This is a genomic window from Natranaerofaba carboxydovora, assembly GCF_022539405.1.
In the GTDB taxonomy this organism is placed as follows: domain Bacteria; phylum Bacillota; class Natranaerobiia; order Natranaerobiales; family Natranaerofabaceae; genus Natranaerofaba; species Natranaerofaba carboxydovora.
Map to the genome: position 1 here is coordinate 892,371 of NZ_CP054394.1, position 25,871 is coordinate 918,241.

General features: G+C 35.2%; 31 protein-coding genes. 27 read left to right on the plus strand and 4 right to left on the minus strand.

Translation table 11 applies throughout. From position 1 onward, the window contains the following. Positions 1-33 precede the first annotated feature (33 nt). From rlmN to spoVM, 7 genes are all read left to right on the plus strand, one after another. Complete coding sequence (rlmN, locus tag ACONDI_RS04300) at positions 34-1,086, plus strand: dual-specificity RNA methyltransferase RlmN (protein WP_241080250.1); 1,053 nt, start codon at positions 34-36, stop codon at positions 1,084-1,086. A gap of 21 nt (positions 1,087-1,107) precedes the next feature. Further along, the gene (locus ACONDI_RS04305; RefSeq protein WP_241080251.1) at positions 1,108-1,884 is read left to right on the plus strand and encodes a Stp1/IreP family PP2C-type Ser/Thr phosphatase; all 777 of its coding nucleotides are present in this window, start codon (positions 1,108-1,110) and stop codon (positions 1,882-1,884) included. Continuing rightward, complete coding sequence (gene pknB, locus ACONDI_RS04310) at positions 1,881-3,890, plus strand: Stk1 family PASTA domain-containing Ser/Thr kinase (protein ID WP_241080252.1); 2,010 nt, start codon at positions 1,881-1,883, stop codon at positions 3,888-3,890. The genes ACONDI_RS04305 and pknB overlap by 4 nt, the downstream gene beginning before the upstream one ends. Positions 3,891-4,200: 310 nt before the next feature. After that, entirely contained in the window at positions 4,201-5,073 is an 873-nt protein-coding gene (rsgA, locus tag ACONDI_RS04315) for a ribosome small subunit-dependent GTPase A (RefSeq protein ID WP_241080253.1), read from the plus strand. Continuing rightward, positions 5,066-5,725: a ribulose-phosphate 3-epimerase gene (gene rpe / locus ACONDI_RS04320; protein WP_241080254.1), complete on the plus strand. Its 660-nt coding sequence runs from the start codon at positions 5,066-5,068 to the stop codon at positions 5,723-5,725. Before rsgA ends, rpe begins: the two co-directional genes overlap by 8 nt. A gap of 133 nt (positions 5,726-5,858) precedes the next feature. Then, entirely contained in the window at positions 5,859-6,032 is a 174-nt protein-coding gene (locus ACONDI_RS04325) for a hypothetical protein (protein ID WP_241080255.1), read from the plus strand. A 47-nt stretch (positions 6,033-6,079) separates the two neighbouring features. Further along, entirely contained in the window at positions 6,080-6,160 is an 81-nt protein-coding gene (gene spoVM, locus ACONDI_RS15805; RefSeq protein WP_420848179.1) for a stage V sporulation protein SpoVM, read from the plus strand. 26 nt (positions 6,161-6,186) lie between these two features. Here spoVM and rpmB read toward each other — a convergent pair whose 3' ends face one another. Next, positions 6,187-6,378: a 50S ribosomal protein L28 gene (gene rpmB, locus ACONDI_RS04330; RefSeq protein WP_241080256.1), complete on the minus strand. Its 192-nt coding sequence runs from the start codon at positions 6,376-6,378 to the stop codon at positions 6,187-6,189. A gap of 241 nt (positions 6,379-6,619) precedes the next feature. On the opposite strand from rpmB, the gene ACONDI_RS04335 reads away from it, so the two are divergent. The 6 genes from ACONDI_RS04335 to coaD all read left to right on the plus strand — a co-directional run bounded on the left by ACONDI_RS04335 (position 6,620) and on the right by coaD (position 11,326). After that, positions 6,620-6,976 (plus strand): Asp23/Gls24 family envelope stress response protein, encoded by a 357-nt coding sequence (locus ACONDI_RS04335; RefSeq protein ID WP_241080257.1) that lies wholly within the window; start codon positions 6,620-6,622, stop codon positions 6,974-6,976. A 16-nt stretch (positions 6,977-6,992) separates the two neighbouring features. Further along, positions 6,993-8,699 (plus strand): DAK2 domain-containing protein, encoded by a 1,707-nt coding sequence (locus ACONDI_RS04340; RefSeq protein WP_241080258.1) that lies wholly within the window; start codon positions 6,993-6,995, stop codon positions 8,697-8,699. A 27-nt stretch (positions 8,700-8,726) separates the two neighbouring features. Further along, a complete protein-coding gene (locus ACONDI_RS04345) occupies positions 8,727-9,581 on the plus strand; it encodes a DegV family protein (protein ID WP_241080259.1) in 855 nt (284 codons plus the stop codon). A 164-nt stretch (positions 9,582-9,745) separates the two neighbouring features. Continuing rightward, a complete protein-coding gene (locus tag ACONDI_RS04350) occupies positions 9,746-9,973 on the plus strand; it encodes an alpha/beta-type small acid-soluble spore protein (protein ID WP_241080260.1) in 228 nt (75 codons plus the stop codon). A 257-nt stretch (positions 9,974-10,230) separates the two neighbouring features. Beyond that, positions 10,231-10,824: a 16S rRNA (guanine(966)-N(2))-methyltransferase RsmD gene (rsmD, locus tag ACONDI_RS04355; protein ID WP_277397835.1), complete on the plus strand. Its 594-nt coding sequence runs from the start codon at positions 10,231-10,233 to the stop codon at positions 10,822-10,824. Position 10,825: 1 nt separating this feature from the next. After that, positions 10,826-11,326 (plus strand): pantetheine-phosphate adenylyltransferase, encoded by a 501-nt coding sequence (coaD, locus tag ACONDI_RS04360; protein WP_241080262.1) that lies wholly within the window; start codon positions 10,826-10,828, stop codon positions 11,324-11,326. On the opposite strand, the gene ylbJ is transcribed toward coaD, so the two are convergent. Further along, the gene (gene ylbJ, locus ACONDI_RS04365) at positions 11,323-12,573 is read right to left on the minus strand and encodes a sporulation integral membrane protein YlbJ (protein WP_241080263.1); all 1,251 of its coding nucleotides are present in this window, start codon (positions 12,571-12,573) and stop codon (positions 11,323-11,325) included. The genes coaD and ylbJ overlap by 4 nt on opposite strands. A gap of 104 nt (positions 12,574-12,677) precedes the next feature. Here ylbJ and ACONDI_RS04370 point away from each other — a divergent pair, with 104 nt between their 5' ends. Together ACONDI_RS04370 and ACONDI_RS04375 are read left to right on the plus strand one after the other, a co-directional pair. After that, a complete protein-coding gene (locus ACONDI_RS04370; protein ID WP_241080264.1) occupies positions 12,678-13,439 on the plus strand; it encodes a patatin-like phospholipase family protein in 762 nt (253 codons plus the stop codon). A gap of 37 nt (positions 13,440-13,476) precedes the next feature. After that, positions 13,477-14,490, plus strand: coding sequence for a YlbL family protein (locus tag ACONDI_RS04375; RefSeq protein ID WP_241080265.1), 1,014 nt, complete (start codon positions 13,477-13,479; stop codon positions 14,488-14,490). On the opposite strand, the gene ACONDI_RS04380 is transcribed toward ACONDI_RS04375, so the two are convergent. After that, a complete protein-coding gene (locus ACONDI_RS04380) occupies positions 14,474-15,673 on the minus strand; it encodes a nucleotidyltransferase (RefSeq protein ID WP_241080266.1) in 1,200 nt (399 codons plus the stop codon). The genes ACONDI_RS04375 and ACONDI_RS04380 overlap by 17 nt on opposite strands. A 202-nt stretch (positions 15,674-15,875) precedes the next feature. Then, positions 15,876-16,034, minus strand: a complete 159-nt coding sequence (locus tag ACONDI_RS04385) for a hypothetical protein (protein WP_241080267.1) — start codon at positions 16,032-16,034, stop codon at positions 15,876-15,878. 122 nt (positions 16,035-16,156) lie between these two features. On the opposite strand from ACONDI_RS04385, the gene ACONDI_RS04390 reads away from it, so the two are divergent. From ACONDI_RS04390 to ACONDI_RS04445, 12 genes are all read left to right on the plus strand, one after another. Continuing rightward, positions 16,157-17,371 (plus strand): acetate/propionate family kinase, encoded by a 1,215-nt coding sequence (locus ACONDI_RS04390; RefSeq protein ID WP_241080268.1) that lies wholly within the window; start codon positions 16,157-16,159, stop codon positions 17,369-17,371. Between the two features lie 65 nt (positions 17,372-17,436). Further along, on the plus strand, positions 17,437-17,964 hold the full coding sequence (locus tag ACONDI_RS04395) for a YceD family protein (protein ID WP_241080269.1): 528 nt from the start codon (positions 17,437-17,439) through the stop codon (positions 17,962-17,964). Between the two features lie 22 nt (positions 17,965-17,986). Beyond that, positions 17,987-18,160, plus strand: coding sequence for a 50S ribosomal protein L32 (rpmF, locus tag ACONDI_RS04400; protein WP_241080270.1), 174 nt, complete (start codon positions 17,987-17,989; stop codon positions 18,158-18,160). A 204-nt stretch (positions 18,161-18,364) separates the two neighbouring features. Then, on the plus strand, positions 18,365-19,390 hold the full coding sequence (plsX, locus tag ACONDI_RS04405; protein ID WP_241080271.1) for a phosphate acyltransferase PlsX: 1,026 nt from the start codon (positions 18,365-18,367) through the stop codon (positions 19,388-19,390). Next, a complete protein-coding gene (locus tag ACONDI_RS04410; protein ID WP_241080272.1) occupies positions 19,380-20,366 on the plus strand; it encodes a beta-ketoacyl-ACP synthase III in 987 nt (328 codons plus the stop codon). Before plsX ends, ACONDI_RS04410 begins: the two co-directional genes overlap by 11 nt. Before the next feature lie 49 nt (positions 20,367-20,415). After that, positions 20,416-21,357 carry an enoyl-[acyl-carrier-protein] reductase FabK gene (gene fabK, locus ACONDI_RS04415; protein ID WP_241080273.1) on the plus strand — a complete coding sequence of 314 codons (942 nt, stop codon included), beginning with the start codon at positions 20,416-20,418 and terminating at the stop codon, positions 21,355-21,357. A gap of 25 nt (positions 21,358-21,382) precedes the next feature. Further along, positions 21,383-22,339, plus strand: coding sequence for an ACP S-malonyltransferase (gene fabD / locus ACONDI_RS04420; protein WP_241080274.1), 957 nt, complete (start codon positions 21,383-21,385; stop codon positions 22,337-22,339). Continuing rightward, a complete protein-coding gene (fabG, locus tag ACONDI_RS04425) occupies positions 22,336-23,076 on the plus strand; it encodes a 3-oxoacyl-[acyl-carrier-protein] reductase (RefSeq protein WP_241080275.1) in 741 nt (246 codons plus the stop codon). Before fabD ends, fabG begins: the two co-directional genes overlap by 4 nt. Positions 23,077-23,148: 72 nt before the next feature. Continuing rightward, entirely contained in the window at positions 23,149-23,379 is a 231-nt protein-coding gene (gene acpP, locus ACONDI_RS04430; protein ID WP_420848161.1) for an acyl carrier protein, read from the plus strand. Positions 23,380-23,439: 60 nt separating this feature from the next. Next, entirely contained in the window at positions 23,440-24,675 is a 1,236-nt protein-coding gene (gene fabF / locus ACONDI_RS04435; RefSeq protein WP_241080277.1) for a beta-ketoacyl-ACP synthase II, read from the plus strand. 30 nt (positions 24,676-24,705) lie between these two features. Continuing rightward, positions 24,706-25,395: a ribonuclease III gene (gene rnc / locus ACONDI_RS04440; RefSeq protein ID WP_241080278.1), complete on the plus strand. Its 690-nt coding sequence runs from the start codon at positions 24,706-24,708 to the stop codon at positions 25,393-25,395. Between the two features lie 140 nt (positions 25,396-25,535). Next, positions 25,536-25,796, plus strand: coding sequence for a stage V sporulation protein S (locus tag ACONDI_RS04445; protein WP_241080279.1), 261 nt, complete (start codon positions 25,536-25,538; stop codon positions 25,794-25,796). Positions 25,797-25,871 lie beyond the last annotated feature (75 nt).

The following is a 25,871-nucleotide window of genomic DNA, read 5'->3' on the forward strand; positions in this document are numbered from 1 at the left end:
AGATATTATAAGATTAAAAGGGTTGTGAGAATAATGTCAAAGACTAAAAAAGCTATAAAAAACCTATCGACAGATGAAGTAAAATATTTGATAAAAGAGATGGGTGAACCATCTTATAGGGCAGATCAGATACTTGATTGGCTATATAAGAAAAAGGCAACCAGGTTTGATGAAATGACAAACCTGCCTAATAATTTAAGGGAAAATTTAAAAAATGAATTAGAAACTAATTTATTGACCCTGGTTAAAAAAATGATTTCTAATGAAGATGGAACAGAAAAATTTTTATATAAGACTCAAGATGGGGAATTATTAGAGTGCGCTTTAATGAAACAAGATTATGGAAATACAATTTGTGTCTCTTCTCAGATTGGATGTGGACTTGCTTGTGCTTTTTGTGCATCTTCAAAAGGTGGTTTTGTTAGGAATTTAACCTCTGGAGAGATGCTTGATCAATTTATACTCTCTGAAAAATATTCAGATGATGATGAAAGTATTAAAAATATTGTAGTGATGGGTATGGGAGAACCTCTATACAACTACTCTAATTTGATAAATTTTTTAAAAACAGTTAACAGCGAAAAAGGGCTTGGTATTAGTTATAGAAATGTAACTGTTTCAACTTGCGGCATAGTACCTAAAATAATAAAATTATCTGAGGAAAGGCTTCCTATAACCCTTGCGATTTCATTACATGCTCCTGATGATAAGACAAGGTCTAAAATAATGCCAATTAATGAAAAATATTCAATAAAGGATATTTTAGATTCATGTAAAATATATATGGATAAAGTGGGTAGACGTGTGACTTTTGAATATATATTGATAAAAGGGGTTAATGACAGTATTAAAAAAGCTAAGGATTTATCACGATTATTAAAAGGGTTATTATGTCATGTTAATTTAATACCTGTAAATCCAATTGATGAATTTAATATGAATAGACCAGAGCAAAAACAAATTAATGATTTTTATGAAACCTTAAGGCAGAATAAAATTTCGGTATCAATTAGAAAAGAGCGCGGGACAGATATTGAAGGTGCATGTGGCCAGCTTCGAAGTAAATATTCACACGGGTGTAAATAGAGAATTTCATGGGGTGAAGATATGATATCTTATTGTCTTTCTGATAGGGGATATGTGAGAAAACAGAATGAGGATAATTATTTGGATGGGTTGAGAGCGGGACAGTTAGTAGTTTATGCTGTAGCTGATGGTATGGGTGGTCATGAAGGGGGAGACGTGGCTAGCTATCTTGCCATTAAAGGATTAGAAGAGGCCGTTACAAACAAAGAGAGATACTTAGAAAAAGAATATATTGAAACTAATTCCCCACGTTTATACAAAGAATTTTTTAAAGAATCCAATGAAAAAATATTATCCGCTAAAGAAGATACGGCTAGACTTAAAGAGATGGGAACTACTTTAACAGCAGCTTTTATATATGATGAGCGAGTAGTCATAGGACATGTAGGAGACTCAAGAGCTTATTTGATTAAAGATAATAAAATGGAACAGATTACAAGAGACCATTCTCTGGTTAATGAGTTACTTAGAAGTGGAGAACTAAACAATTACGAAGCTGAAAACCATCCTCAAAAAAATGTTTTGACTAATGCACTAGGGATTTCTGGAGATATACAAGTGGACATCTATAATTATGATTTTAGTGACGAGACAGTGTTATTGTTATGTAGTGATGGGTTGACGTCTCATCTGTATGATGAAGAAATTTTAACTATAATAAAACGTCATAATAGTATTGAGAATGCTGCAAAAAGACTTGTTAAATCATCTTATGAAGCCGGTGGGTTTGATAATATTACTGTATGTCTAATTGCTCCAAAAGAGCTTTCAGAAATTTTCAGAGGTGAAATTAAATGACCGGCAGATTATTAAAGAACCGATATAGGGTTATTAAAAAAATCGGAAGCGGTGGGATGGCAACAGTTTATAAGGCAGAAGATACTTTGCTTGACAGAAATGTAGCCCTAAAAATACTGAGAAGCCAGTTTATTGATGATGAAGATTTTATAAAACGATTTAGAAGGGAAGCTAAAGCCGCTGCTAGCCTTACTCATCCTAATGTTGTTAACATATATGATGTAGGGATGGAAGATGACCATCATTATATTGTTATGGAATATGTTTATGGAAAAACATTAAAACAGCTAATAAGTGAGAGGGCTCCACTTAAAATCGAAGAAGCTGTTAATATAGTCATAGAGATTTCTGAAGCTTTGATTCATGCCCATAATAATAATATAATTCACAGAGATATAAAACCACATAATATATTAATAACTTCTGAAGGAAGGGTGAAAGTAACCGATTTTGGGATTGCAAGAGCAGCTTCAGAGTCTACTATAACGCATCAAGCGGGGACTATAATTGGTTCTGCTCATTATTTTTCTCCTGAACAGGCAAGAGGTGGTTTTACCGGGGAAAAATCCGACATATATTCTCTTGGTATTGTAATGTACGAGATGTTAACAGGTAAGCTTCCTTTTACTGGTGAATCACCTGTTGCTGTTGCTTTAAAGCATCTACAAGAGGACATTGTGTTTCCTAAAGAGCTGAATCCTGAAATACCACAATGTATAGAAAAAATAATTTTAAAAGCTCTAGAAAAAGAACAAGCAAGTCGCTACCAGGGCATTGAGGCCTTTTTAGAAGATTTAAAAATGTGGCAGAGGAATAATCAATTAGAAAATTATAATAACAATTTTTATCATGTTGATGAGTCATACTCCCTTGATGATAGTCCTACAATGGAAATACCTATTGGAGCTGACAAATTTCCAAAAAAGAGAGACAGTAACAGCAGCAGTAATAGTGTTAATAGTACAAATAGTACCATTAGTGAAATAGATGATGCGACGACAAATGACAAGGAGAATAATTCTATGTCAAAAAGAAGAAGTAAGAAAAAAAAGCCTAAAAATACTGTATTAATCAGAAATACAGTTATAGTTATTTTTGTACTAGCGATAATAGGTTATGGAGTTAACTTAGGAATAAATAGATTTATGGAATTTTTTGTAGTAGAAGAGGTAAGTGTTCCTGAAGTTGAAGGTATATCTCTTTCAGAAGCACAAGAATTACTTGAAGAACAAGGACTTTCTAGTACTGTTTCTGATGAAGTTTCGCACCCTGAGGTAGAGACAGGGTATGTAATTAACCAAAACCCTGCTCCTGATGAGGTGATACGACAAACAAGAGAAGTTAACTTAACTATCAGCCTTGGACCTGAGCAGGTAGAAGTGCCTGATGTTGTTGGTATGCAAAGAAGGCAAGCGGTTATAGAACTTGAAGAAGCAGGTTTTGAGGTTGAAGTAGAACGAGAATATAATTCTGATAAAGATAGGGATGAGGTTTTTGGACAAAGCCCTTCAGCAGAGTCTCAGGTTGAGCAGGGGGCTACTGTTAAAGTAGAAGTCAGCAGAGGCGGCGAGCCAGTAGAGATGCCAGACTTTGTGAACAGAGAATTTGAATCTATTGAACAAGAAGTAAAAGATGACTTAGAACTGGAAATTAGAAACATATATGAACGTGATGAATCTCCTGGAGGGTTGGTCCTTGATCAGTGGCCTGATCCTGGAGAAGAAGTAAGGCCCGGTGATAGTGCTGACTTTTGGGTTTCTAAAGGTGAAGATATTGATGAACTTGAAGATGATTATGATATCGAAGAGATAGAAATTGAAGATCTTCCAGAGGATAATGAGGTAGAAATTATTATTAGTGATGAAATAGGAGAAAGAGTAGTATTTGAAGGAGAACCTGATGGTAGTACCATGACATTTGAAGGTGTAGAGTCAGGTACAATTGAAATAAAAGAGTTTGACGAGGATGGGCAATTACTAAGAGAATCTTTATCAAACTTTCCATAGAAGAATTTCAATAAATACCGGATTTACTGCAAAAGTCTATTCACATAAGTAAAGTGTTTTTAATTGATACATCTAAGATTCGTCAGCAGTCGAAATATGGCTCCCTAATCCAAGAACTCATCCTGAGTTCAATTAGCTAATGACATCCTGTCATTAGGCCTTATTTCTCCTGCTTCCTTATCAAGATGTATTGCAATTTAAAACAAAACTTTGTTCATATGACTTTTGCAGCCTAAATCAATCCAATTAAATTATGATGTGAGTTATCAATGCTTCTTAACTACATTTAAAAGGGTAGGTGTATTGGTTTTTGGAGAATAAAATAGTCAAGATTGCTAGCGAATTTTGTTATGTAAAAACTATAGAAGGAGATATTTTGCCTTGTAAAGCTAGAGGGTTATTCAAAAAAAAGGGGTATAGGCCATTAGTCGGAGATAGAGTCAATTTTAAAAAAATTTCAGCTGATCAGGGTGTTATTGAAGAAATTATGCCGAGAAAAAATGAACTGCAAAGGCCATATGTGGCAAATATTGACCAGGTAGTAGTTGTTATTGCAGCTAAAGCACCTGATCCAAACTACAAACTATTAGATAGGATTCTTGTATTAAGTTATTTTAATAAGGCGAAAAGTTTAATTTGTGTTAACAAACTGGATTTAGATAATAATAAAGGGTTAGAAATACAAGATAAATATAAAAGTATAGGATATGATTGTGTAGCTTTAAGTGTTAAAGACAAAACAGGTTTATCCAATTTAAGAGAGAAACTGTCAGATAAAACCTCTGTGTTAGCAGGAACATCTGGCGTTGGGAAATCTAGCATAATAAATGCCATTGAACCAGGGTTTTCTTTAAAAACTGATGAAGTAAGTAAAAAAACCGGTCGAGGTAAGCATACAACCAGGCAAGTAACTCTTTTTGAGCTGGGTGAAAACACCTATGTGGCTGACACACCGGGGTTTAGCAAATTGAATTTTAAAGGTATTGATTATCAAGAACTAGATAGATCTTTCCCGGAAATTAAAGAGTATTCAGCAATGTGTAAGTTTAATGATTGTTTGCATGATAAGGAGCCTGGGTGTGAGGTTAAAGAAAAAATTGGAAGTGAGATATATGAAGACAGATATAATAATTACCTTGAGTTTTTGAATGAATTAAAGAAAGGAGCAGCATATCATGGTTGAAATAGCACCATCTTTACTATCTGCAGATTTCATCTGTCTTGAAAAGGAAATTAAAAGAATTAAAGATGCAGGGATATCTATGTTACATATTGATGTAATGGACGGGCATTTTGTACCTAATATAACTGTTGGTCCAATGGTAGTTAAAAGTATAAAAAGTAAATTCTCTATTTTTTTAGATGTTCACTTGATGATTTCAAAACCAGATGAATATATTGAGGCCTTTAAGGATGCAGGTGCGGATTTGATAACAGTACATAGTGAAACCTGCTTACACCTTGATAGAACCCTTGAAAAGATAAAAAATTACGGGATAAAAGCGGGGGTATCCTTAAACCCTGCTACTCCTCCAGAAATTATCAATTGGGTATCTGAAAAGCTTGATTTAGTTCTTGTCATGAGTGTTAACCCGGGATTTGGAGGCCAAAGTTTCTTGCCTAATTCTATTGACAAGATTTCGCAAATAAAAACAATGAGGGAACAGCTTAGAGGAAAATGGAAGATACAGGTTGATGGTGGAATCAATACCAAGACTGCTCCAAGTGTGATAAAGGCTGGTGCAGATATTTTAGTGTCTGGCTCTGCTATCTTTAAAGGAGATGAAGACCCAGCAGATATAATAAAACAACTAAAGTCTACTAATACAATTTAAGAAATAGCAGCATTTTTTTTTGTTTTTTTGCATAAATTTAAAAAAATATCGTTTTCACCTCTCACGTTTTAGATGATTAAATAATAGAATATATCAAAATTAGTAGTTAATTTACCTCAATGGTGAGGGGTGGATGCTAGTGCGCTTATTACTTAGCTGGCATATGATTATATGGAAGTTAGTAGGTATTTTACTTGCTGTTGGTGGTATTGTTTTAATTAATGAGGTAATACCAAAAGAATTTTGGTATGTTTTGGCCGGTTGTATGATGATTTTTGGCGGGTGGATTTTATTTAGAAGTTGCTGACTGAAAATTGCATATAAAGGATTAAGGAGGCATCAGGGAGGGGTTAAATGAAATTTTATACTTTAAAGTTACCAAAAGTTCTTGGTAAGGTTATTAGAGGTGTATTAAAGATTTTTGACAAAAAATAAAAAGCGCTTGCTTAAGCGCTTTTTATTTAGAGTGCTCTTGTTACTTTATCTGACTTTAAGCATCTAGTACAAATGTTTACTCTTTTTTTGGACCCGTCAACTATAGCTCTAACTTTTTGTATGTTTGGGTTCCATTTTCTTTTTGTCTTTTTATTTGAGTGAGAAACATTAAACCCTGTTTTGGAGCTTTTTCCACAAATTTCGCAGACACTAGCCATTTTTAGTACCTCCTTTTTAACAAATAAATTAAGACTGTTCCAATGTTATCATAGGGAAGTTTAACTTTCAAGGTATTTTAAATATTTATCTATAAAGAAGGAATTATTTTACCTTTCATTGAAAAATATATTTAGAAATTAAGATATAAAAATAAATTAATGTAGCATATTTAGTAAAAAATAACATTTTGAAAAGAATTTGCTAAAGGAGGTGGAGCCCGGTTATTTACCAGGGCTAATAATGGGAAATACTTCGAACACCGAGTATGGTCAAATTATTATTTCAGAAGATGTGATAGCGGATATAGTTGGTATTGCTGCTATAGAGTGTTATGGAATTGTTGGAATGGCATCAAAGAGATTTAAAGATGGGATTTGGGAACTGTTAAAGCGAGAAAATTTAAGTAAAGGCGTAGTAATCAAATCGTCAGGTGAAAAACTTATTGTGGATGTTTTTATTATAGTCAGTTATGGGGTTAATATATCCCAGGTCTGCCAAAATATTATGGACAAGGTGAAATATACCTTAGAAACTAATACAGGTTTGGAAGTGGATGAAGTAAATATAAATGTACAAGGCATCAGGGTTGAGGAATAAAGGAGGCTATAATAAATTGGCTGAAGAAAAGTTCGATGGATATGATTTGAAAGTTATGTTTATAGAAGGAGCAAATCTACTTTCTCACTCAAAATCCAGTATCGACGCTTTGAATGTATTTCCTGTACCAGATGGTGATACAGGAACCAACATGAATTTGACATTGCAGGCTGCATGCAAGGAGCTTGAGGACGAAGAGCTAGAAAGCCTGGATGATATTGCTAGTGTTATTGCTACGGGTTCTCTGATGGGTGCTAGAGGGAACTCAGGAGTAATTTTGAGCCAGTTGATAAGGGGGTTTACAAAGACTTTTAGTAATCGCAAAGAATTTGATCCTTATGTTTTTAGTGAGGCATTAATAAATGGTGTTAATACTGCATATAAAGCAGTATTAAAGCCTGTTGAAGGTACTATATTAACTGTTGCCAAAGATGCAGCAGTGGGCTCACAAAAATATCTAAAAAATAATAAAAACCCATTTCTTAGAGATATGTTAGAGTATGTAATAGAATGTGCCAGGGAAAGTCTTGAGAAAACACCTGACAAATTAAAAGCACTTAAAGAAGCTGGAGTAGTTGATGCCGGCGGAATGGGTCTTTTAGTAATTTATAAGGGGTTTTTGGAAGGGCTAAATAAAAGATTGTCAAATGATTACAGTAGTGTGAAAAGGGATAATGTAATTGGAGTTATTGATCAAGACAAAGTTGAACCTTATGAGCTGCAAAGTAAAGAAGCCGGCCATGTATTTTCTGGCTTTAAATATTGTACAGAAGTTCTGGTAAGCGGGGAAAATTTAGATGAAAACCCTTTGAAAGATAAACTCTCATCACTAGGAGACTCTGTGCTGGTTGTAGGTGACAAAAATTTAATAAAAGTACATATTCACACTGACCGCCCGGGCATAGTTTTAGAAAAATGCTGTGATGTTGGGGAGTTATCAAATGTAAAGATAGACAATATGAAGAATCAGCATAAAGAATTTATAAATAAAGATAATACTGAGCAAACTGTAAAGGAAGAGACAGAAGATATAACAGAAGATATAGAAGATATAAATGAAGATCTAATAAAATTAATTGTTGTTGCCAATGGAGATGGCTTGAAGGAAATTTTTGAGAGTATGGGAGCTTCAGAAGTTATTGCTGGTGGACAAAGCATGAATCCTAGTACAAAGGATATATTAGATGCAGTTGAAAAAGCAAAAGGCAATAAAATTATATTACTTCCTAACAATAAAAATATTATTATGACCTGTGAGCAAGTTGTTGATCTGACCGATAAAGAGGTGGAAGTAGTTAAGACCAAAACAATACCTCAAGGAATATCTGCACTAATAGATTTTGATCCTTATGCTGAGAATATACATGATGAGAAGAATAAAATGCAGGATAATGCAAAAGATGTAATTAGCGGTGAAGTAACATATGCTGTAAGAGAGACAAAGGTTGATGAAATATTTGTTAAAGAAGGAGATATTATTGGTATTTTGGAAGGCCAAATTGTTTCTTCTGGAAGTGATGTGGAAGAAGTAGCTTTTAATACTTTGAATATAGCTGTAGAAGACGATGATATAGAAATTATTAGCATCTTTACTGGCGAAGATACTTTGAGGGAATCCTCCATGGCTTTAAAAGATAAGCTTGAAGAAAATTTTGCTGACCAGGAAATAGAAATGTATCACGGCGGGCAGCCATTGTATTATTATATATTTTCGGTTGAATAGATACTTGTAAGAGAGGAGAAACTAAGGGTGAGCATTCAAATTATTACAGATAGTACCTGTGATTTGCCAAAAAAGTTAATTGAGGAATACAATATACACGTTATACCATTAAATATACACTTTGGTGAGAAAGTTTACAAAGATGGTATTGACTTAACGGCTGAAAATTTTTATCAACTATTGGAAAGCTCTGACCAACATCATCCAACTACCTCCCAACCATCGCCGGGAGACTTTATGAACTTGTATAAAAAAGTAGCTTCAAGTGGAGACGATATTATCTCGATTCATATATCTTCTGAACTTAGCGGTACCTACCAGTCTGCAGTTTTAGCAAATAATATGATCAGTGAGTCTGAAGAAGATATAAATATTTATACTGTTGATTCTAGGATAACTAGTACTTCTTTAGGAATGATGGTGCTAGAAGCTGCCAAAATGGCTGATAAGGATGAAGATATAAATAGCATTTTGAAAAGAATAGATGAATTAAAGAACAAAATAAAAACATATTTTATGGTTGATACCCTTGAATACTTAGAAAAAGGTGGTAGGATAGGTAAAGCTCAGGCTCTAGTTGGAAATTTGTTAAATGTAAAGCCTATCCTGGCTCTAGAAGAAGGAATTGTTGTTCCTCAAAAAAAAGTAAGAGGTAGAAAAAAAGGTCTAAACTATATCATTGAACTAATAGAAAAAGAATTTACTGACGAAAAGGTTAATGTTGCCATTATGCATGCTAATACCCCCGATGAAATCGAAAAATTAGAAAATAATGTAAAAGAAAGAATTGATTATAATGAAAAGATAGTAAGTGAGTTAGGACCTATCGTAGGCACTCATGCTGGACCTGGAACCGTTGGGATAGCTATATATGCAGTATAACTAAATATCTATTAATAACTGTCTGGTACCATTCAATTTACGAGATTTTTCATCTTTTTAGACCACCTATATGGTCTTTTTTTTATATAAGGAAAACACTTCTAGTATTAAAGGACTATGTCGTGACATACTAGGAATAAGAAAGATATAAGGAGGTGAAATTAATGGGTACTGGACAAAAAAGAAACAAAGCTCTAGTTGAAGGAGCAGAGAGAGGATTATATCAATTCAAGTACGAAGTTGCTGATGAACTTGGTATCCAGCCGCCTCAAAGCGATTATTGGGGCAACCTTACCTCTAGAGATTGTGGTGCAGTAGGCGGGAACATGGTAAGAAAGATGATTCAAGCCTATGAAACTCAACTTGCTAATCAGCAAAACCAACAGCAATAAGACAGCAACAGGGTTAAACATATTCCTTTTAAAGGTGGCTCTCCATATATGGAGAGCCACTTCTATATTATATATTTTATAAACCAGGGACAATATATTTGTCCCTGGAATTGGGAGAGGAGAAACCGGAGGAAGAGCTTATGGGGATTAACTCTTCACTAGTTATTATGTACAATTCTCGTAAAATCAATACATTAATTTACAAGATTTAAGGTAAAATTGAAATTTATTTATAGTCTTGGTAAAATAAAGTTGTTATAGAAGGTGATGCTAAAATGAGGATAATTGCAGGTAGTGCAAAAAATAAAAGGATTAAAACATTACCAGGCGAGAAGGTAAGGCCAACTTCTGACAGGATAAAAGAATCACTATTTAGTATGTTAAACTTGAATAGTAGCATGAAAGTATTAGATTTATTTTCTGGAACAGGAAACCTTGGTATTGAAGCATTAAGCCGTGGAGTAAATTATTGTACCTTCGTAGAAATTTCCAGGACAGCATTTAATACTTTAAAAGAAAATGTCAGAGTATGCAGATTTGAAAATAAAAGTGAACTTATCAGGGGGGATGTGTATAATTGCATCAAGAAACTTAAAAATCAAGAAAAAAAGTATGATTTGATATTTGCTGATCCTCCTTATGAACAAAATCATATTAATGAACTTTTATCTAATGATTACTTACCTGATATAATAACATCCAATGGACTGTTAATGATAGAACACAGTTCAAAGGAATTACCAAATTTAGAAGAAGTTTGTGAAGTCAAAAAAACTATTAAATGGAGTATAATAAAACAAAAAGTATATGGCGGAACTTATTTAACATTTTTAATAAAAGAGGTGAAATAAATTGAAGACTGCCATCTATCCTGGAAGCTTTGATCCTCCTACAATGGGACATTTGGATATTATAAGAAGAGCAAGTAAGGTTTCTGACAAAGTAATTGTTGCTATCTTAAATAACCCTCACAAAAAGAATCCGATGTTCTCAATTGAGGATAGAAAAAAAATGTTAGATCTAATAACAAAAGGACTTGAAAATGTTGAGATTGATCACTTTGAAGGTCTTTTGGTTGAGTATGCAGTCAAAAAGCAAGCTCAGATAATTATTAAAGGTCTAAGGGCTATTTCTGATTTTGAAAATGAATTTCAAATGGCTTTAACTAATAGAAAACTAACTCCAGAAGTAGAAACTGTTTTTATGATGACAAATGATAAATATTCTTATTTAAGTTCTAGTGTTGTTAAAGAGATTTTATATTTTGGAGGCTGTATAGATCAACTTGTACCTGAAGAAGTAAATGAATTTATTTCTGAGAAAATCAAACAAGGTGAAATTATTTTAGCTTAGATTTTAAAAGATTTTAACCTGGCTCCATTAATTAAAAGATATATAATAACTAAAGCTGCAATGCTAACTCCTATTATGACTGAAATAAGCCCGAACCAACTTAAACTAAAAGTCCAAGTATCAAGAAAAGTCATTTCCGTAGGAGTAGTAACAATACTTTCGCTAGCGATTACCGGTTGACCAGATTTGTCTAATAGAGCTCTAGATACAGGTATTGTATATATAGCTGCTAGGAAGCCGTGTATTATTCTAGCACATATAAAAGGTATAATATTTATATCGGTATCGCTAGTGATACTAGCAACCTGCGCATGCACAGATATACCACTCCAGGCAATTATAGCACTGATAGCCATTAACTTACTTGTAAGGGGTATGTGATCTGGAAGCGTACCTGCTTTTTCGCAGCCAAGAGAGACTTCAAAGAAACCATTTATGAAAGAGTCGATAATCTCGGGAGTTGCACCAAATGGATAGAAGATGCTATATAATATAGAGTTTATTACTCCAGTAATACCAATTATGTCCAATATATTGATTATTACGGAAAATAATATTATAAAGCCGCCAATTAAGAGCAGTGTATTGATTGAATTTTTTATAGCATCGCCCATAAGCTGCCCAAAAGGACGGCCATCTGATTTTTTGGCTTCAGTCATTGATCTAAAAGCTCTAACTATTATATTCTCATGTTTTTTTTCTTCGGGGGTAACGTCAGAGCTGTTTTTTTTGTAAAACCTCATTAACAAACCGACACTAAAGCTTGATAGATAATGCGCAATGGCTATGATGGTGCCAAGGTACGGGCTTTTTAACATACCTACAGCAACGGCTCCAAACATAAATAATGGGTCGGCAGTATTGGTAAAACATATCAGACGCTCTGCTTCTGTTTTTGTGCATAGCTTTTCTCTTCTGATTTTTGCAGTCAAAATAGATCCTAGAGGAAATCCAGATGCTAATCCAACGGCCATGACAAATGATCCTACACCTGGAACATTAAAAACTGGTCTCATTATAGGTTGCAAAAGAGTACCCATAAATCTGACAACGCCTAACCCCATTAAGATTTCAGCACTTATAAAAAAAGGAAGAAGTGCAGGGAAAACAACATTCCACCAAATAGTTAAGCCATCATAAGCACCGTCAAAAGCTGTTTCAGGATACAATACCATTGAAATTGTTATAAAAACTGCAATAGAGGCAATTATGAAATGAAAAATTTTATTTATTATAGTATTATGCAATATAATTCCCCCTTAGCAATTATTTGGTTTTTACTTGATACTACATATATATAAGATGTATATAAGCTTAATTCATGTGTTATACACTTTAAGGAGTGGTAAATTTGGACGAGAAGATAGGTTTGGCCCTTGGCTCAGGAGCTGCAAGAGGTTTTGCCCACATAGGTGTAATTAAATTTTTGGAAAGGGAACAAATTCCAATACATTGTATTACCGGGTGCAGTATGGGCAGTCTAATCGGGGGGCTATATGCAAGAGGAATGGATATTGATATGATTGAAGCCCTTGCATGTGGACTAAATCATAGAAAATGGATGGATGTTGGAGTTCCCAGGAAAGGATTATTAAGAGGAAAAAAAATACTAGATGTGCTAAAATTAATAACAAAGAATTATAAAATAGAAGAACTAGAAATTCCCTTTGCATGTATTGCAACCGATGTACAAAATGGAATAGAGATACCCTTTACAAGAGGGTCTTTGGCTGAGGCAATTAGAGCAAGCACATCGATACCGGGTATTTTCGTGCCTTATGAAGATGAAAATGAAAGAGTTTTGGTTGATGGTGCAGTTGTTAATAGAGTACCAATCAACCTTTGTCGTGAATTAGGTGCAAGCAAAGTGATTGCAGTTGATGTGGACTTTAAGGTAGAAGATGCTAAAGTTAATAATATATTTGATGTTATTATACAAAGTATGAGTATAATGCAAAAGGAAATAATGAGTTACAAAATAAATGACTGTGATTTACTTATACAGCCTGATTTAAGTGTTATTAAACCTGGACAGTTTGATAGAGTACAAGAAGCAATTGATATAGGCGAGAAAGCTTGTATGGAGATGATTGAAGAGATAAGAGCTCTATAAAGATAGAGTGCGGGCTTATAAAAAGGATGGGTGAAAATTGAAAAAAATCATTAAAGGCTTTGTGGTTTTTATAGTGATTTTGGCGTTTGCGCTTGTAACAATGTTTATGATATCGACTGATTATTACTTAGTTAGGCCTGGCTCAATAGAACCTTTAAGCGAATTGATTGTTGTTGAAGGAAGTGAAAATATATCTGATGGAGAGTTCTATCTAACCACTGTTAATCAGACCAGGGCAAATGCTTTGGTTTGGCTTTATGGCTATTTTAACCCGTATGTAGAACTGGTTGAACGAGAAGATGTCCTTCCTGAAGATATGGAAGTTGATGATTACCGGGAAATGATGAATCAATACATGGAAGATAGTAAAAATATGTCGAAAGTTATCGCATTAAAAAGAATAGGTTATGATATAGAAGTAAAAAGTGATGGTATTAAAGTGATGGAAGTTCCTGAAACAAGTCCTGCCAATGGTATTTTGCAGGAAGGTGACCTGATTACGAAAGTAGACGGCGAAGAGATCCCAATTGCTGAAGAAATGGTTGAAAAAGTCAAAGACAGACAAATAGGAGATACTGTAAATCTATTGTTTGAAAGAGAAGGTGAAATCTACGAAAAAGACATAAAGACCGTTGAAAGTCCGAATAGCCCTGGAAGTGCTGCACTTGAAATATTTGTTAAAACATCTGGGTGGACACCTGTTTTCCCAATTGACATAGAGATAGATTCAGGTGATATTGGTGGACCTTCTGCAGGTCTGATGTTTGCCCTCGAAATAAAAAACCAGCTAACCGATTATGATTTAACTGCAGGTAAAAAAATAGCAGGTACCGGAACTATTAATATGGATGAAGAAGTTGGTTCAGTAGGTGGTGTAAGGCATAAGATGGTAGCTGCCGAGAGTGAAGGAGTAAGGTATTTTTTTGCACCTAAAGCAAATGAATGGATTGCACACTATGTGGAGGAGTTTTACGACGATTTTGATGCTGTAATTGTCGAAGATTTAGACGATGCTCTAGATTTTTTAGAAGAACTCAGGGAGAAGAAGTGATGACTGCATTTTTAGTGAAATCATCATTTCCTTCTTTATTGATAAGCAGATTGTATACGGAAGTGGCCTTAACTTCTTCTCTGAAACATGCTTCTGCGTAGGGACTTAGCTTTCTTAAATCTTTAGCAGGTCGTGTTAAGACAGGTAAAGTGGCAGTGTCTTTCATATTCTTTAAAGCTTCTTGTCCCCTTTTGTTCATTCCAAGGACTCTTAGATAAGCAGGACCTTTTTTGTTAAAATAATTAACTTTATCTTTTTTTAAATCTACTAAAAGGTGAATAAGATATCTATTTAGCCTCCCCCTGGTATAACGTTTAGTGATAGTTTGATTTAATATGGATTCAATGTCAGAATTATATATTGCAGATTTTTTAAATCTGTCTTCTAGTCCCTTTTCCCAACCGATATATTCTGACAGCTCTTTTTGTGAAGATGTTCTCAAACGATAGATAAGATATTTTTCTAGATCTTTGAAAAAAACAAAATTTTTATCATGCTTTGTAAGTATTTCAATGGTTGATTCAGGGGCGTAGCTATTAATGATTTTATTTTCTTTAAGGGCATTCCTTATAGCTGTGGCACTTGCAAGGTTACTTGTTAGTTCTTTGTCATGATAGTTACTTCCAGTTCGCCTTATGACCATAGGAGTAATGCCGGTGTTTAAATTTAAATGAGATTTTATATATTCGATTCCTAATATGTCGTTTGGAGTTAATTCTTTATCTATATTAGTCAAATTGTTAAGGGCGTTAGCTGAAGCTCTTGGATAGCTATATCCTTCTTTAAGGTATTTTTTTAACTCTATTTTAAAATTATCAGGTTCTTTTTCTAATATTTCAGCGGCTTGTGTTAAAAAGTCTGAATCAGCACTTTCGCTACCAAAGGTTTGATACTTAACTAATCCTGTTGCATTTAATATAGCAATTGAGCCTTGAGCAAATTCTTTGGCGCTTTGGGTAGCCCAGATAAATGGCAGCTCTAATACAAGATCTACTCCTTGCTTTAATGCCATTTCTGCCCTTGCCCATTTATTAATAATTGCCGGTTCACCCCTTTGGACCCAGTTGGGACTCATTACTGCTATTATTGCATCGGGATTTGTAAGCTTTTTTGATTCTTCTATGTGATAGAGATGTCCATTATGAAAGGGGTTATATTCAACTACTATTCCAGTACATTTCATAATGATTCCTCCTATGGTTGAAGTTATTTGCCGAATCATACTTAATCTGTTAACATGTTACATTTGTAAAGTATATATTAATCTTTTCTTTTTTAGTTGCTTTTATCCTTCAAGAAAAGTATATTAAATAAAAATTGATGTAACTGTAAAAAGCAAACCTTGATTCTGGTGCAAAAAGTCTATTCACATAAGTAAAGTGTTTTTAATTGATACATCTAAAACTCGTCAGCGGTCGAAATAAGGCTTCCAAATCAATGAACTCATCCTGAGTTCGATTAGCTAATGACATCCTGTCATTAGACCTTATTTCTCCCATTTCCTTGTCAAGATGTATTATAGTTAAAAACAAAACTTTGTTCATATGACTTTTTGCACCAGAATCACCCTTTAATCATTGACTTTTTCACCAGAATTAATCTTTTTAAATTAATGAGAAAGTAGGAGAAGTAAAATAATAAATATAAATACAAGGAGGTATAATAAATGAAAGTCTTAGTAATTAATTGTGGTAGTTCATCACTAAAGTATCAAGTTTTTAATATGGCTGAGGAGGAAGTTTTAGCAAAAGGTGAGGTAGAAAGAATTGGAGGGAAAAATTCTAAACTAAAACATAAAAAAATAAATTTGGAAAAAGGTGAAGAAGGATTAGGAGAAGTATTAGTAGAAGAAGAGATTAATAATCACAAAGAAGCAATTAAGGTTGTAGTTGATAACTTAGTGGATATTAATTATGGGGTTATAAATGATCTAAGTGAAATTTATGCCGTCGGCCACAGGGTTGTGCATGGAGGAGAAGAGTTTTCAGATGCTGTGATAATTGATGATGAAGTACTAAAAGCTTTGGATAAATGTAAAGAGCTAGCACCTCTTCATAATCCGCCAAATATTGCAGGGATAGAGGCGGCTGGTGAAATATTCAAAAATAGTGTTCAGGTAGGAGTTTTTGATACAGCTTTTCATCAGGCCATGGATGAAAAAAGTTATCTTTATGGTTTGCCTTATGAGCTTTATCAGAAATATGGTATTAGAAAATATGGTTTTCATGGAACTTCTCATAAATATGTCTCTGAGAAAGCGTCTAAAATAATGAAAAAGCCTGTAGAAGAATTAAAACTGATCTCTTGTCATTTGGGAAACGGAGCGAGCATAGCAGCAATTGATAAAGGAAAGTCTGTAGATACTAGTATGGGTTTTACCCCCCTAGAAGGTCTTGTGATGGGAACTAGAACAGGAGACTTAGACCCTGCTATTGTACCCTTTTTGATAGAAAAAGAAAAAATGGACACAAATGATATAAACGATTTATTAAATAAAAAATCTGGAGTACTTGGTTTATCTGGAATCAGTAATGATTTTAGAGATTTAGAAAAAGCAGCAATAGAAGGAAATTATAGGGCAAAGGTTGCCCTTGATGTTTTTGTTTACAGAGTGGTTAAATTTATAGGATCATATATAATGGTATTAGGAGGTGTTGATGGTTTAATCTTTACTGCCGGGGTTGGTGAAAACTCACCGAATGTTAGACAAAAAATTGCTGATTATTTAACATTTGCCGAAGTAAAGATTGATGGGGAGAAAAATAAAATTAAAGGAGAAACAAAAGATATTTCTGCCCCAGACTCATCTTGTAGAGTGCTTGTTATACCTACCAATGAGGAGCTGATGATTGCTAGAGAAACAAAAAGGTTATGCGATTAAAACTAGAAATCCTTGACAAGTACCAAGGCTTTATTTATAATTATCCATGTTTGAGGTGAAGTTTAATGCGTATCAATGTTAATGAATTGAGAAACGAATTAGACGGTACTATGAGTTTTCAGTGGGGGCTTTTGGCACCTGAGGATTTTAAAGATAGGATTGAAGATATTGTGGTGACCTTTACGGCCAAATATACTGATGAAAGCATTTTGATTAAAGGGTATCTGAGTATGGTTTATAAAACACAATGCGGCAGATGTATTAAACCTACAAGTATAAAAGTGGGTGAAAAATTTGAAGAAGAATTTAGGCGCGGTAGTCCACCACAACCAGAAGAAACAGAAATAGTATTAGAAAAAGAAGATCTTTCTGTAGATTATTTTACGGGCAATTACCTTGAGCTTGATGACTACTTTAGACAGGTTATAATACTTTCTATACCTGATAAAGTACTGTGTCGAAAAGACTGTCCCGGTCTATGTCCAGAATGTGGGCAGGACTTGTCTATAGCAGATTGTGGATGTCAAAAAGAAAGTGTAGATCCCCGTCTAAAAAAGTTGGAGAAGTTTAAAGAAATTATCCAAGAAAACTAAATGAGGTAGGAGGTGTGAAAATATGGCGGTACCTAAGCGAAAGACATCAAAAACTAGAAGAAACAGAAGAAGAGCACACAAAAAAACTAAAGCCCCAACAATGGCTGAATGTCCTCAGTGTAGAGAGGTGAAGGTTCCTCACAGAGTGTGTCAAAATTGTGGGTACTATAAAGGAAAAGAAATAGTTGAAGTTTAAATCAAACACCTGCCGGTATGAAACCTGAAAATATAGTGAACCGGCAGGTGTTGTTTTATTATCTTGCGAAAATTTTTAGTATAAGATATACTTTTTTTTATGTAGCTAATATTTATGCACTGGCTTTCATAAAATTATAGAATAATAGCCGCTAAAAAGGTGAAAAATTAAGTTTAACTTTAGTTAAACCTGGAGGGAAAGAGCATGGTAGTTAAGATTGCATTAGACGTTATGGGCGGAGATAATTCCCCTCATGCTTTGATTGAGGGCGCTATAGCGGCAATTGAAGAAAAGTCCGACATGAGAATTTATTTAGTTGGAGATGAAAAAGAAATAAAGAAAGTACTTGAAAATAGAAATTATCCGTTGGATAATCTTGAGATAATACATACTGAAGAAGTAATACATGATGATGACCAACCAACAAAAGCAATTAGAAAAAAATCAGAAGCATCCTTACCCTTATCAATGAAATATGTTAAAGAAAACAAGGTAGATGCCGTTGTAAGTGCAGGAAATACTGGAGCCTTCATGGCTGGAGGTTTGATGATTCTTGGTAGGCTTCAGGGTATATCGAGGCCTGCCCTTGCACCGATAATCCCTAGTTTTAATGGTAATAGTACTGTTATATTAGATGTAGGTGCGAATATGGATGCAAAGTCCAGGAATTTAGCTGATTTTGCCATGATGGGAAGTTTGTATGCAGAGAAAGTATTGGGACGAGAAGAACCTTCTGTAGGACTTATAAATGTTGGCGAAGAAGCAGGTAAAGGTAATAAGCTGTTAAAAGAGACTTACGAGATTTTAGAGAAAAGCCATCTAAACTTTAAAGGCAACCTGGAATCAAGGGATTTACTCGATTGTCCTTATGATATAGTTGTCTGCGATGGTTTTCTAGGAAATATCTTGTTAAAATTTGCAGAAGGTATGGGCTCGAGTATTTTGATGAAAATGAAAGAGGAATTTACAAGTGGGCTTAGAAATAAAATGGGAGCATATTTACTTCAGCCGGCTTTTAAAAATTTGAAGAAAGAGCTTGATTATACAGAATATGGAGGGGCGCCGTTTCTAGGGGTTAATGGATTATGCATTAAATGCCATGGGTCCTCTAATTCTAAAGCTGTGAAAAATGCACTGGTGATGCAGGCTTATCCTTTTATAAAAGAAAATGTTATTTCCCTATTTTTAGAAGAGATCGAGAAAGGATGGTCTTTTCAAAATGCTGAATAATATAAAAGTACTATCAACAGGAAAACATCTACCTGAAAGGGTAGTTACAAATAAAGAGTTAGAGAACTATGTAGAAACGAGTGAGAATTGGATAAGCAGTAGAACAGGAATAGAGGAAAGAAGATTTGTATCAGATAATGAATCCACTTCTGATCTTGCTGCAGTTGCTGCTAAAGAAGCTCTAAAGAGAGCTGAGGTAAAGCCTGAAGAGGTTTCGATGATAGTGGTGACTACTATGACACCGGATATGCCCTTTCCTTCTACAGCATGTTTGGTTCAGGACAAAATAGGAGCTGAAAACGCTTTTGCTTTTGATTTAGAAGCAGCTTGTTCTGGATTTTTGTATGGGTTAATAGTAGGCAGCCAATTTGTTTCCGCTGGAAGTTGTCGATATGTACTTGTTATTGGAGCTGAAACAATGAGCAAAATTTTGGATTTTGAAGATAGGTCTACATGTGTTTTGTTCGGGGATGGTGCAGGGGCATGTCTCTTAGGAAAAGCAGACAATCACAATCAAGGTATTTTATCTTTTGACCTAGGAGCTGATGGAGGAAAAAGCGAAATACTTAAAATGCCAGGTGGAGGCTCTTTGTTTCCTGCAAGCCATGAAACCGTAAAAAACAGGTATCATTATTTAAAGATGAATGGGAATGAAGTATATAAATTTGCAGTGAAATTTTTAGGGCAGTCCGCCCTAAAAACCCTGGAAGACGCAGGGAAAAATCCCGACGAAATAGATCTATTAATACCTCATCAAGCAAATCTAAGAATTATCGATTCAGCAGTCAAAAAACTCGGCATAGACTATGATAAAGTATTTCTTAATGTGGCAAAATACGGAAATATGTCTGCGGCCTCTATACCTGTAGCCTTGGATGAAGCATTAGACGATGGGAAAATTACCAGAGGAGATTTGCTAGTCCTTGTAGGGTTTGGAGCCGGACTAACATGGGGCAGTTGTGTACTCGTCTGGTAACTTAAAAAATTTTAAAAAAATATTCAAAGGTTTAAAGGAGGAGTGGAGGTTGAGTAGAAATAGAATTACTGATATTTTAAATATTGATTATCCAATTTTGCAGGGTGGTATGGCCTGGGTTTCTACTGGAGAGCTAGCTTTAGCTGTCTCTCTAGCAGGAGGGCTTGGTATTATAGCTGCTGGAAATGCACCTGCGGATGTCATTGAAGAAGAGATAAAAAAAGTTAAGAAAGAAACGGATAAGCCTTTTGGTGTTAATATTATGCTATTATCCCCTCATGTAGATGAAATCATGGACCTTGTAGTTAAGGAAAAAGTGCCTGTGGTTACAACAGGAGCCGGAAACCCAGGGAAATATATGGAAAAACTAAAAGAAGCAGATATAAAGGTTATCCCTGTAGTCCCATCTATTGCTTTAGCAAAACGCCTGGAAAAACAGAAAGTAGATGCTTTAATTGCAGAAGGGACAGAAGCTGGTGGCCATATTGGTGAGCTAACAACTATGGCTCTTGTGCCTCAAATTGTTGATGCAGTAAATATTCCAGTCATTGCAGCAGGTGGAATTGCTGATGGAAGAGGAATGATTGCAGCGTTTGCCCTTGGAGCAGAAGGGGTACAGATTGGCACAAGGTTTGTCTGTGCTAAAGAATGTACGGTACATAATAATTATAAAGAAGCTGTTATAAAGGCTAAAGATAGAGACACAGTCGTATCTGGTAGATCTACTGGACATCCAGTAAGATCAATAAAAAATAAATTGACAGGTAAGTTTAACCAACTTGAAAAAGAAGGTGCAAAAGCAGAAGAAATTGAAGAGCTTGGAGCAGGTAAAATGGCTCTTGCAGCAAAAGATGGTGATACATCTCTGGGTTCAGTAATGGCAGGGCAGGTTGCTGCAATGATAAAAGAAGAAAAAACAGCAAAAGAGATAATTGATGAGGTCGTAACAGAGGCAAAGGAGCTAGAACAGAATCTAAAGTTGGATTTTTAGATGAGGTATTAAAAGGAGGTATTTAATGAGCGGGTTAATTTTCCTTTTTCCCGGTCAGGGTGCTCAATTTCCTGGTATGGGATCAGAACTAGTAGAAGAGTTCGAAACAGCAAAAAGAACTTTTAAAGAAGCTGACGAAATATTAGGATTTAAGCTTTCAGAAATTATTCTTAATGGGGAAAAAGAAGATTTAATGAAGACAGAAATAACTCAGCCTGCCATACTTACGGTTAGTATAGCATGTATGAGGGTTTTGGCTGAACTTGGGTTAAAGCCAGAAGCATCGGCAGGGCTTAGCCTTGGAGAATACAGTGCCCTTGTAACTGCAGGCTCTATAGAATTTGAGGATGCTTTGCCACTTGTAAAAAATAGAGGCAAATTTATGCAAGAAGCTGTTCCTCAAGGCCAAGGGAAGATGCTAGCTGTTATTGGTGGGGAAACTGAAAAAATAGAAAAAGTTTGTGAAGATGTAAGAAATGAATTGGGTAAGACTGTAAGACCAGTAAATTATAATTGTCCTGGACAAATAGTTATAGCAGGGGAAGCTCCTGCTGTTGATGAAGCAGGGATAAGATGTAAAGAGCAAAATGCAAAAAAGGTAATAGAACTATCTGTGAGTGCGCCTTTTCACTCTGAAATGCTAGAGCCAGCTAGTGACAAACTGGCAATAGAGCTTGAAAAGATTGAAATAAAAGAACCTAAAATAAAAGTATTATCTAATGTGACAGGAGATGTAATGGAAAAACCTGAGGTAATAAGAAAACTACTTACAAAACAAGTAAAATCTCCGGTTTTATGGGAGCAGTCGATGAGAAGTTTCCTTGATATGGGGTATAAATTTTATTTAGAACTACCTCCTGGATCAACCCTTACTTCATTCATGAGAAAAATCGATAGGAAAAATGCAAAAATAAAGACTATAGAAGATCCAAAGAAAATAGAGCAGGTTAAAAGCGAGCTGAGTAAGGAGGGGATTGTGTGAATGAACTAGAAAAAGTTGCACTAGTGACAGGTGGCGGTAGAGGTATTGGTAGGGCTATTTCACTGGAGCTTGCAAAATCTGGGTATTATGTTATCGTTAATTATTCTAGAAGCAAAGAGGAAGCAGAAAAAGTTGTAGACGAAATCAAACAAGCAGGAGGAAATGCAACCCCCTTTAAAGCTCCTGTACAGGATTTTGAAGCCTGCAAAGAAATGGCTGATTATGTGTTAGAAAATTTTAAGAGAATTGATGTACTGGTTAATAATGCAGGTATTACAAGAGATCAACTTTTTGTTAGAATGAAAGAAGATGATTTTGATGATGTGATTAATATTAACCTAAAAGGTGTTTACAATTGTACCAAGGCTTTTTCAAAGGCTATGCTTAAACAAAAGTCAGGGTGTATTATTAACATGGCATCAGTATCTGGGGTAGTGGGTAACCCGGGTCAGTCTAATTACTCTGCTAGTAAAGCTGGAGTGATAGGATTTACCAAAAGTTTAGCTAGAGAACTAGGTAGTAGAGGTATAAGGGTAAATGCAGTAGCACCAGGATTTATTGATACTGAAATGACTGAAGGATTTAGCGAAGAATTAAAGAATGAAATAGTTAATGAAACCTGCCTTGGACGTTTTGGAGCACCTGAAGAGGTTGCTGAAGCAGTTGGTTTCTTGGCAAATTCCGCTAACTATATAACCGGTCAGGTGATAAATGTAGATGGCGGTATGGCAATGTAATGCAGTTAATGTAGTATGGTTATATATTCAAATGTATACAATTGAGTAATGAGAATGAGAGGAGGTGAAAACGTGGCAGCTTTTGATAAAGTTAAAGAAATTATAGTTGATCAATTAGGGGTAGAAGAAGACCAGGTAAAACTAGAAACCAGCTTTACTGAAGATTTAGAAGCTGATTCTTTGGATATAGTTGAATTGATTATGGCTTTAGAAGAGGAATTTGATATGGAGATTTCTGATGAAGAAGCTGAAAAAATGACTACAGTACAAGAAGTTGTAGATTACATTGATAACAATCAATAACAAGTAAAGTCCCGCAAAACGGGGCTTTCTTAAAATTATAGAAGGTGGGTGACTTCAAATATGAATAGAGTAGTTGTCACCGGAATGGGAGCAGTTACTCCACTTGGAATCGGAAAAGAAAAGTTTTTTGAAGGGTTAAAAAAAGGACAAAGTGGAATAAATCATATAACTTCTTTTGATACAGAGGGTTTTCCGTCGAAAATTGCTGGAGAGGTTAAAGATTTTACCCCCACTGATTATATCGATAAACGAGATGTCAAAAGAATGGACCGCTTTACACAATTTGCAGTCGGGGCATCAAGGATGGCTGTTGAAGATGCTAACTTGGAGATTAATGAGCATAATTCTAATCGAGTAGGGGTATCGGTAGGTTCAGGGATTGGTGGGCTTGATACCCTAGAGAAAAATCATAAAAATTTACTTGAACGTGGTCCAAAAAGGGTAAGTCCATTTTTTATTCCCATGATGATAGCAAATATGGCTTCGGGCAATGTATCTATAGAGCTAGGCGCTAAAGGGCCTAACCTTACTGTGGTTACAGCTTGTGCTACGGGAACACACGCAATAGGGGATAGTTTTAGGGTACTGCAGCAGGGTAAATGTGACGTTATGATAGCAGGTGGAACTGAAGCTACAGTAACACCACTTGCAGTTTCAGGATTTTGTGCTGCAAAAGCCCTTTCTACCCAAAATGAGAATCCACAAAAAGCAAGCAGGCCTTTTGATAAAAACCGTGACGGTTTTGTGATGGGCGAAGGTGCAGGTGTTTTAGTGTTAGAAAGGCTAGAGCATGCCCTAGAGCGTGGGGCAGATATTTACGGAGAGGTTATCGGGTTTGGTATGACAGGTGATGCTTATCACATCACTGCGCCAGATCCTGAGGCTGTAGGTGCTATAGAATGCATGAATGAAGCACTAAAAGACGCAGGGCTAGAACCTGAGAATGTGGATTACATAAATGCCCATGGTACGTCTACTAAATACAATGATGTGCTAGAGACCAAGGCAATTAAAAAAATCTTTGGTGAACATGCATACAAAATGAAAATCAGCTCTACAAAATCTATGACGGGTCACTTATTAGGGGCTGCCGGTGGAGTTGAAGCAGTGGCTTCACTTTTAACTTTAAGAGATGACTTTGTTCCCCCGACAATAAATCTAGATGAACCTGACGGAGAATGCGATTTGGATTATGTGCCTAATACTGGTGAAAGCTGTTCTGTAAGCATTGTCCTTTCAAATAGTTTTGGTTTTGGAGGGACTAATGCTACTCTTGCTTTTAGTGAATATAGATAAAACATGGTGGTCAATCCTTGGGGTGAAAGTATGGAAAAAACAATTAAAGAATTAATCGAAAAGTTAGGGGTAAAAACTGAGAATTTAGATTTATTTTTGCAGGCCGTAACACATACTTCTTATGCCCATGAAAAAAAGCATAATAATATATCCCACAATGAAAGACTAGAATTTTTGGGAGATGCTGTTTTGGAGCTGATAACCAGCGAAATATTGTATTTTAGATATCCAAACTTGCCTGAAGGAGAGCTGACAAAATTAAGGGCTTCTATTGTATGTGAAGAATCTTTGCTTAAAGTTGCTCATAAACTAGAATTAGGTAAATACCTAAGACTAGGAAGGGGGGAGGAGGCAAGCGGAGGAAGAGAAAGAGCCTCTATTCTTGCTGATTCAGTGGAAGCGGTTTTTGGGGCGCTTTATTTGGATGTGGGTTATGAACGGACAAAGAACATTGTCCATAATCTTATGAATGAGTTGTATGAAGATATAGATAGAGACAGGTCTATTTCAGATTACAAAACAACTCTTCAGGAGTTAACTCAGAAAAACTTTGATTCTTGCCCTATATATAGGATCGTGGAAGAATATGGACCAGACCACGATAAGAAGTTCGTTGCACAAGTAGAAGTAGATGGTAATGTCTTTGCTAAGGGAAAGGGTAAGAGTAAAAAAGAAGCAGAACAAAGAGCAGCGAAGATTGCATGGGAAAAACTTAAATAAAAGCAAGACAAATAAAGTAAACTTTGCAATTTAAAATTAAATGTGGCAGGATTTTGGTTTGGTTAAAGCGAAGGAGAAAATTAGGGATAGCTATGTTAACGCAATAAATCATTTAATTAAAAGGAGGAATATTTAAGACAATGGAGGTACTAAAAGTTTCTGCTAATTCGAAACCTAAAGCTGTTGCAGGTGCGCTAGCTGCCGTAGTAAGAGAACATGGGTCTGCCGAGATTCAATCAGTAGGTGCGGGTGCTGTTAATCAAGCAATAAAATCTATTGCTATTGCAAGAGGGTTTGTTTCTCCTAACGGGATAGACTTAGTTTGCATTCCGGCTTTTACTGAGATAGAGATAGATGGTGAAGAAAGGACTGCCATAAAGTTTTATATTGAGTCTAGATAAATAGTTTTAAGTGAGTAATCTGAGTACGTGTGAATTTCTTTGAATTGAGTTTTGGACTACCTGCTTCTATTTGAT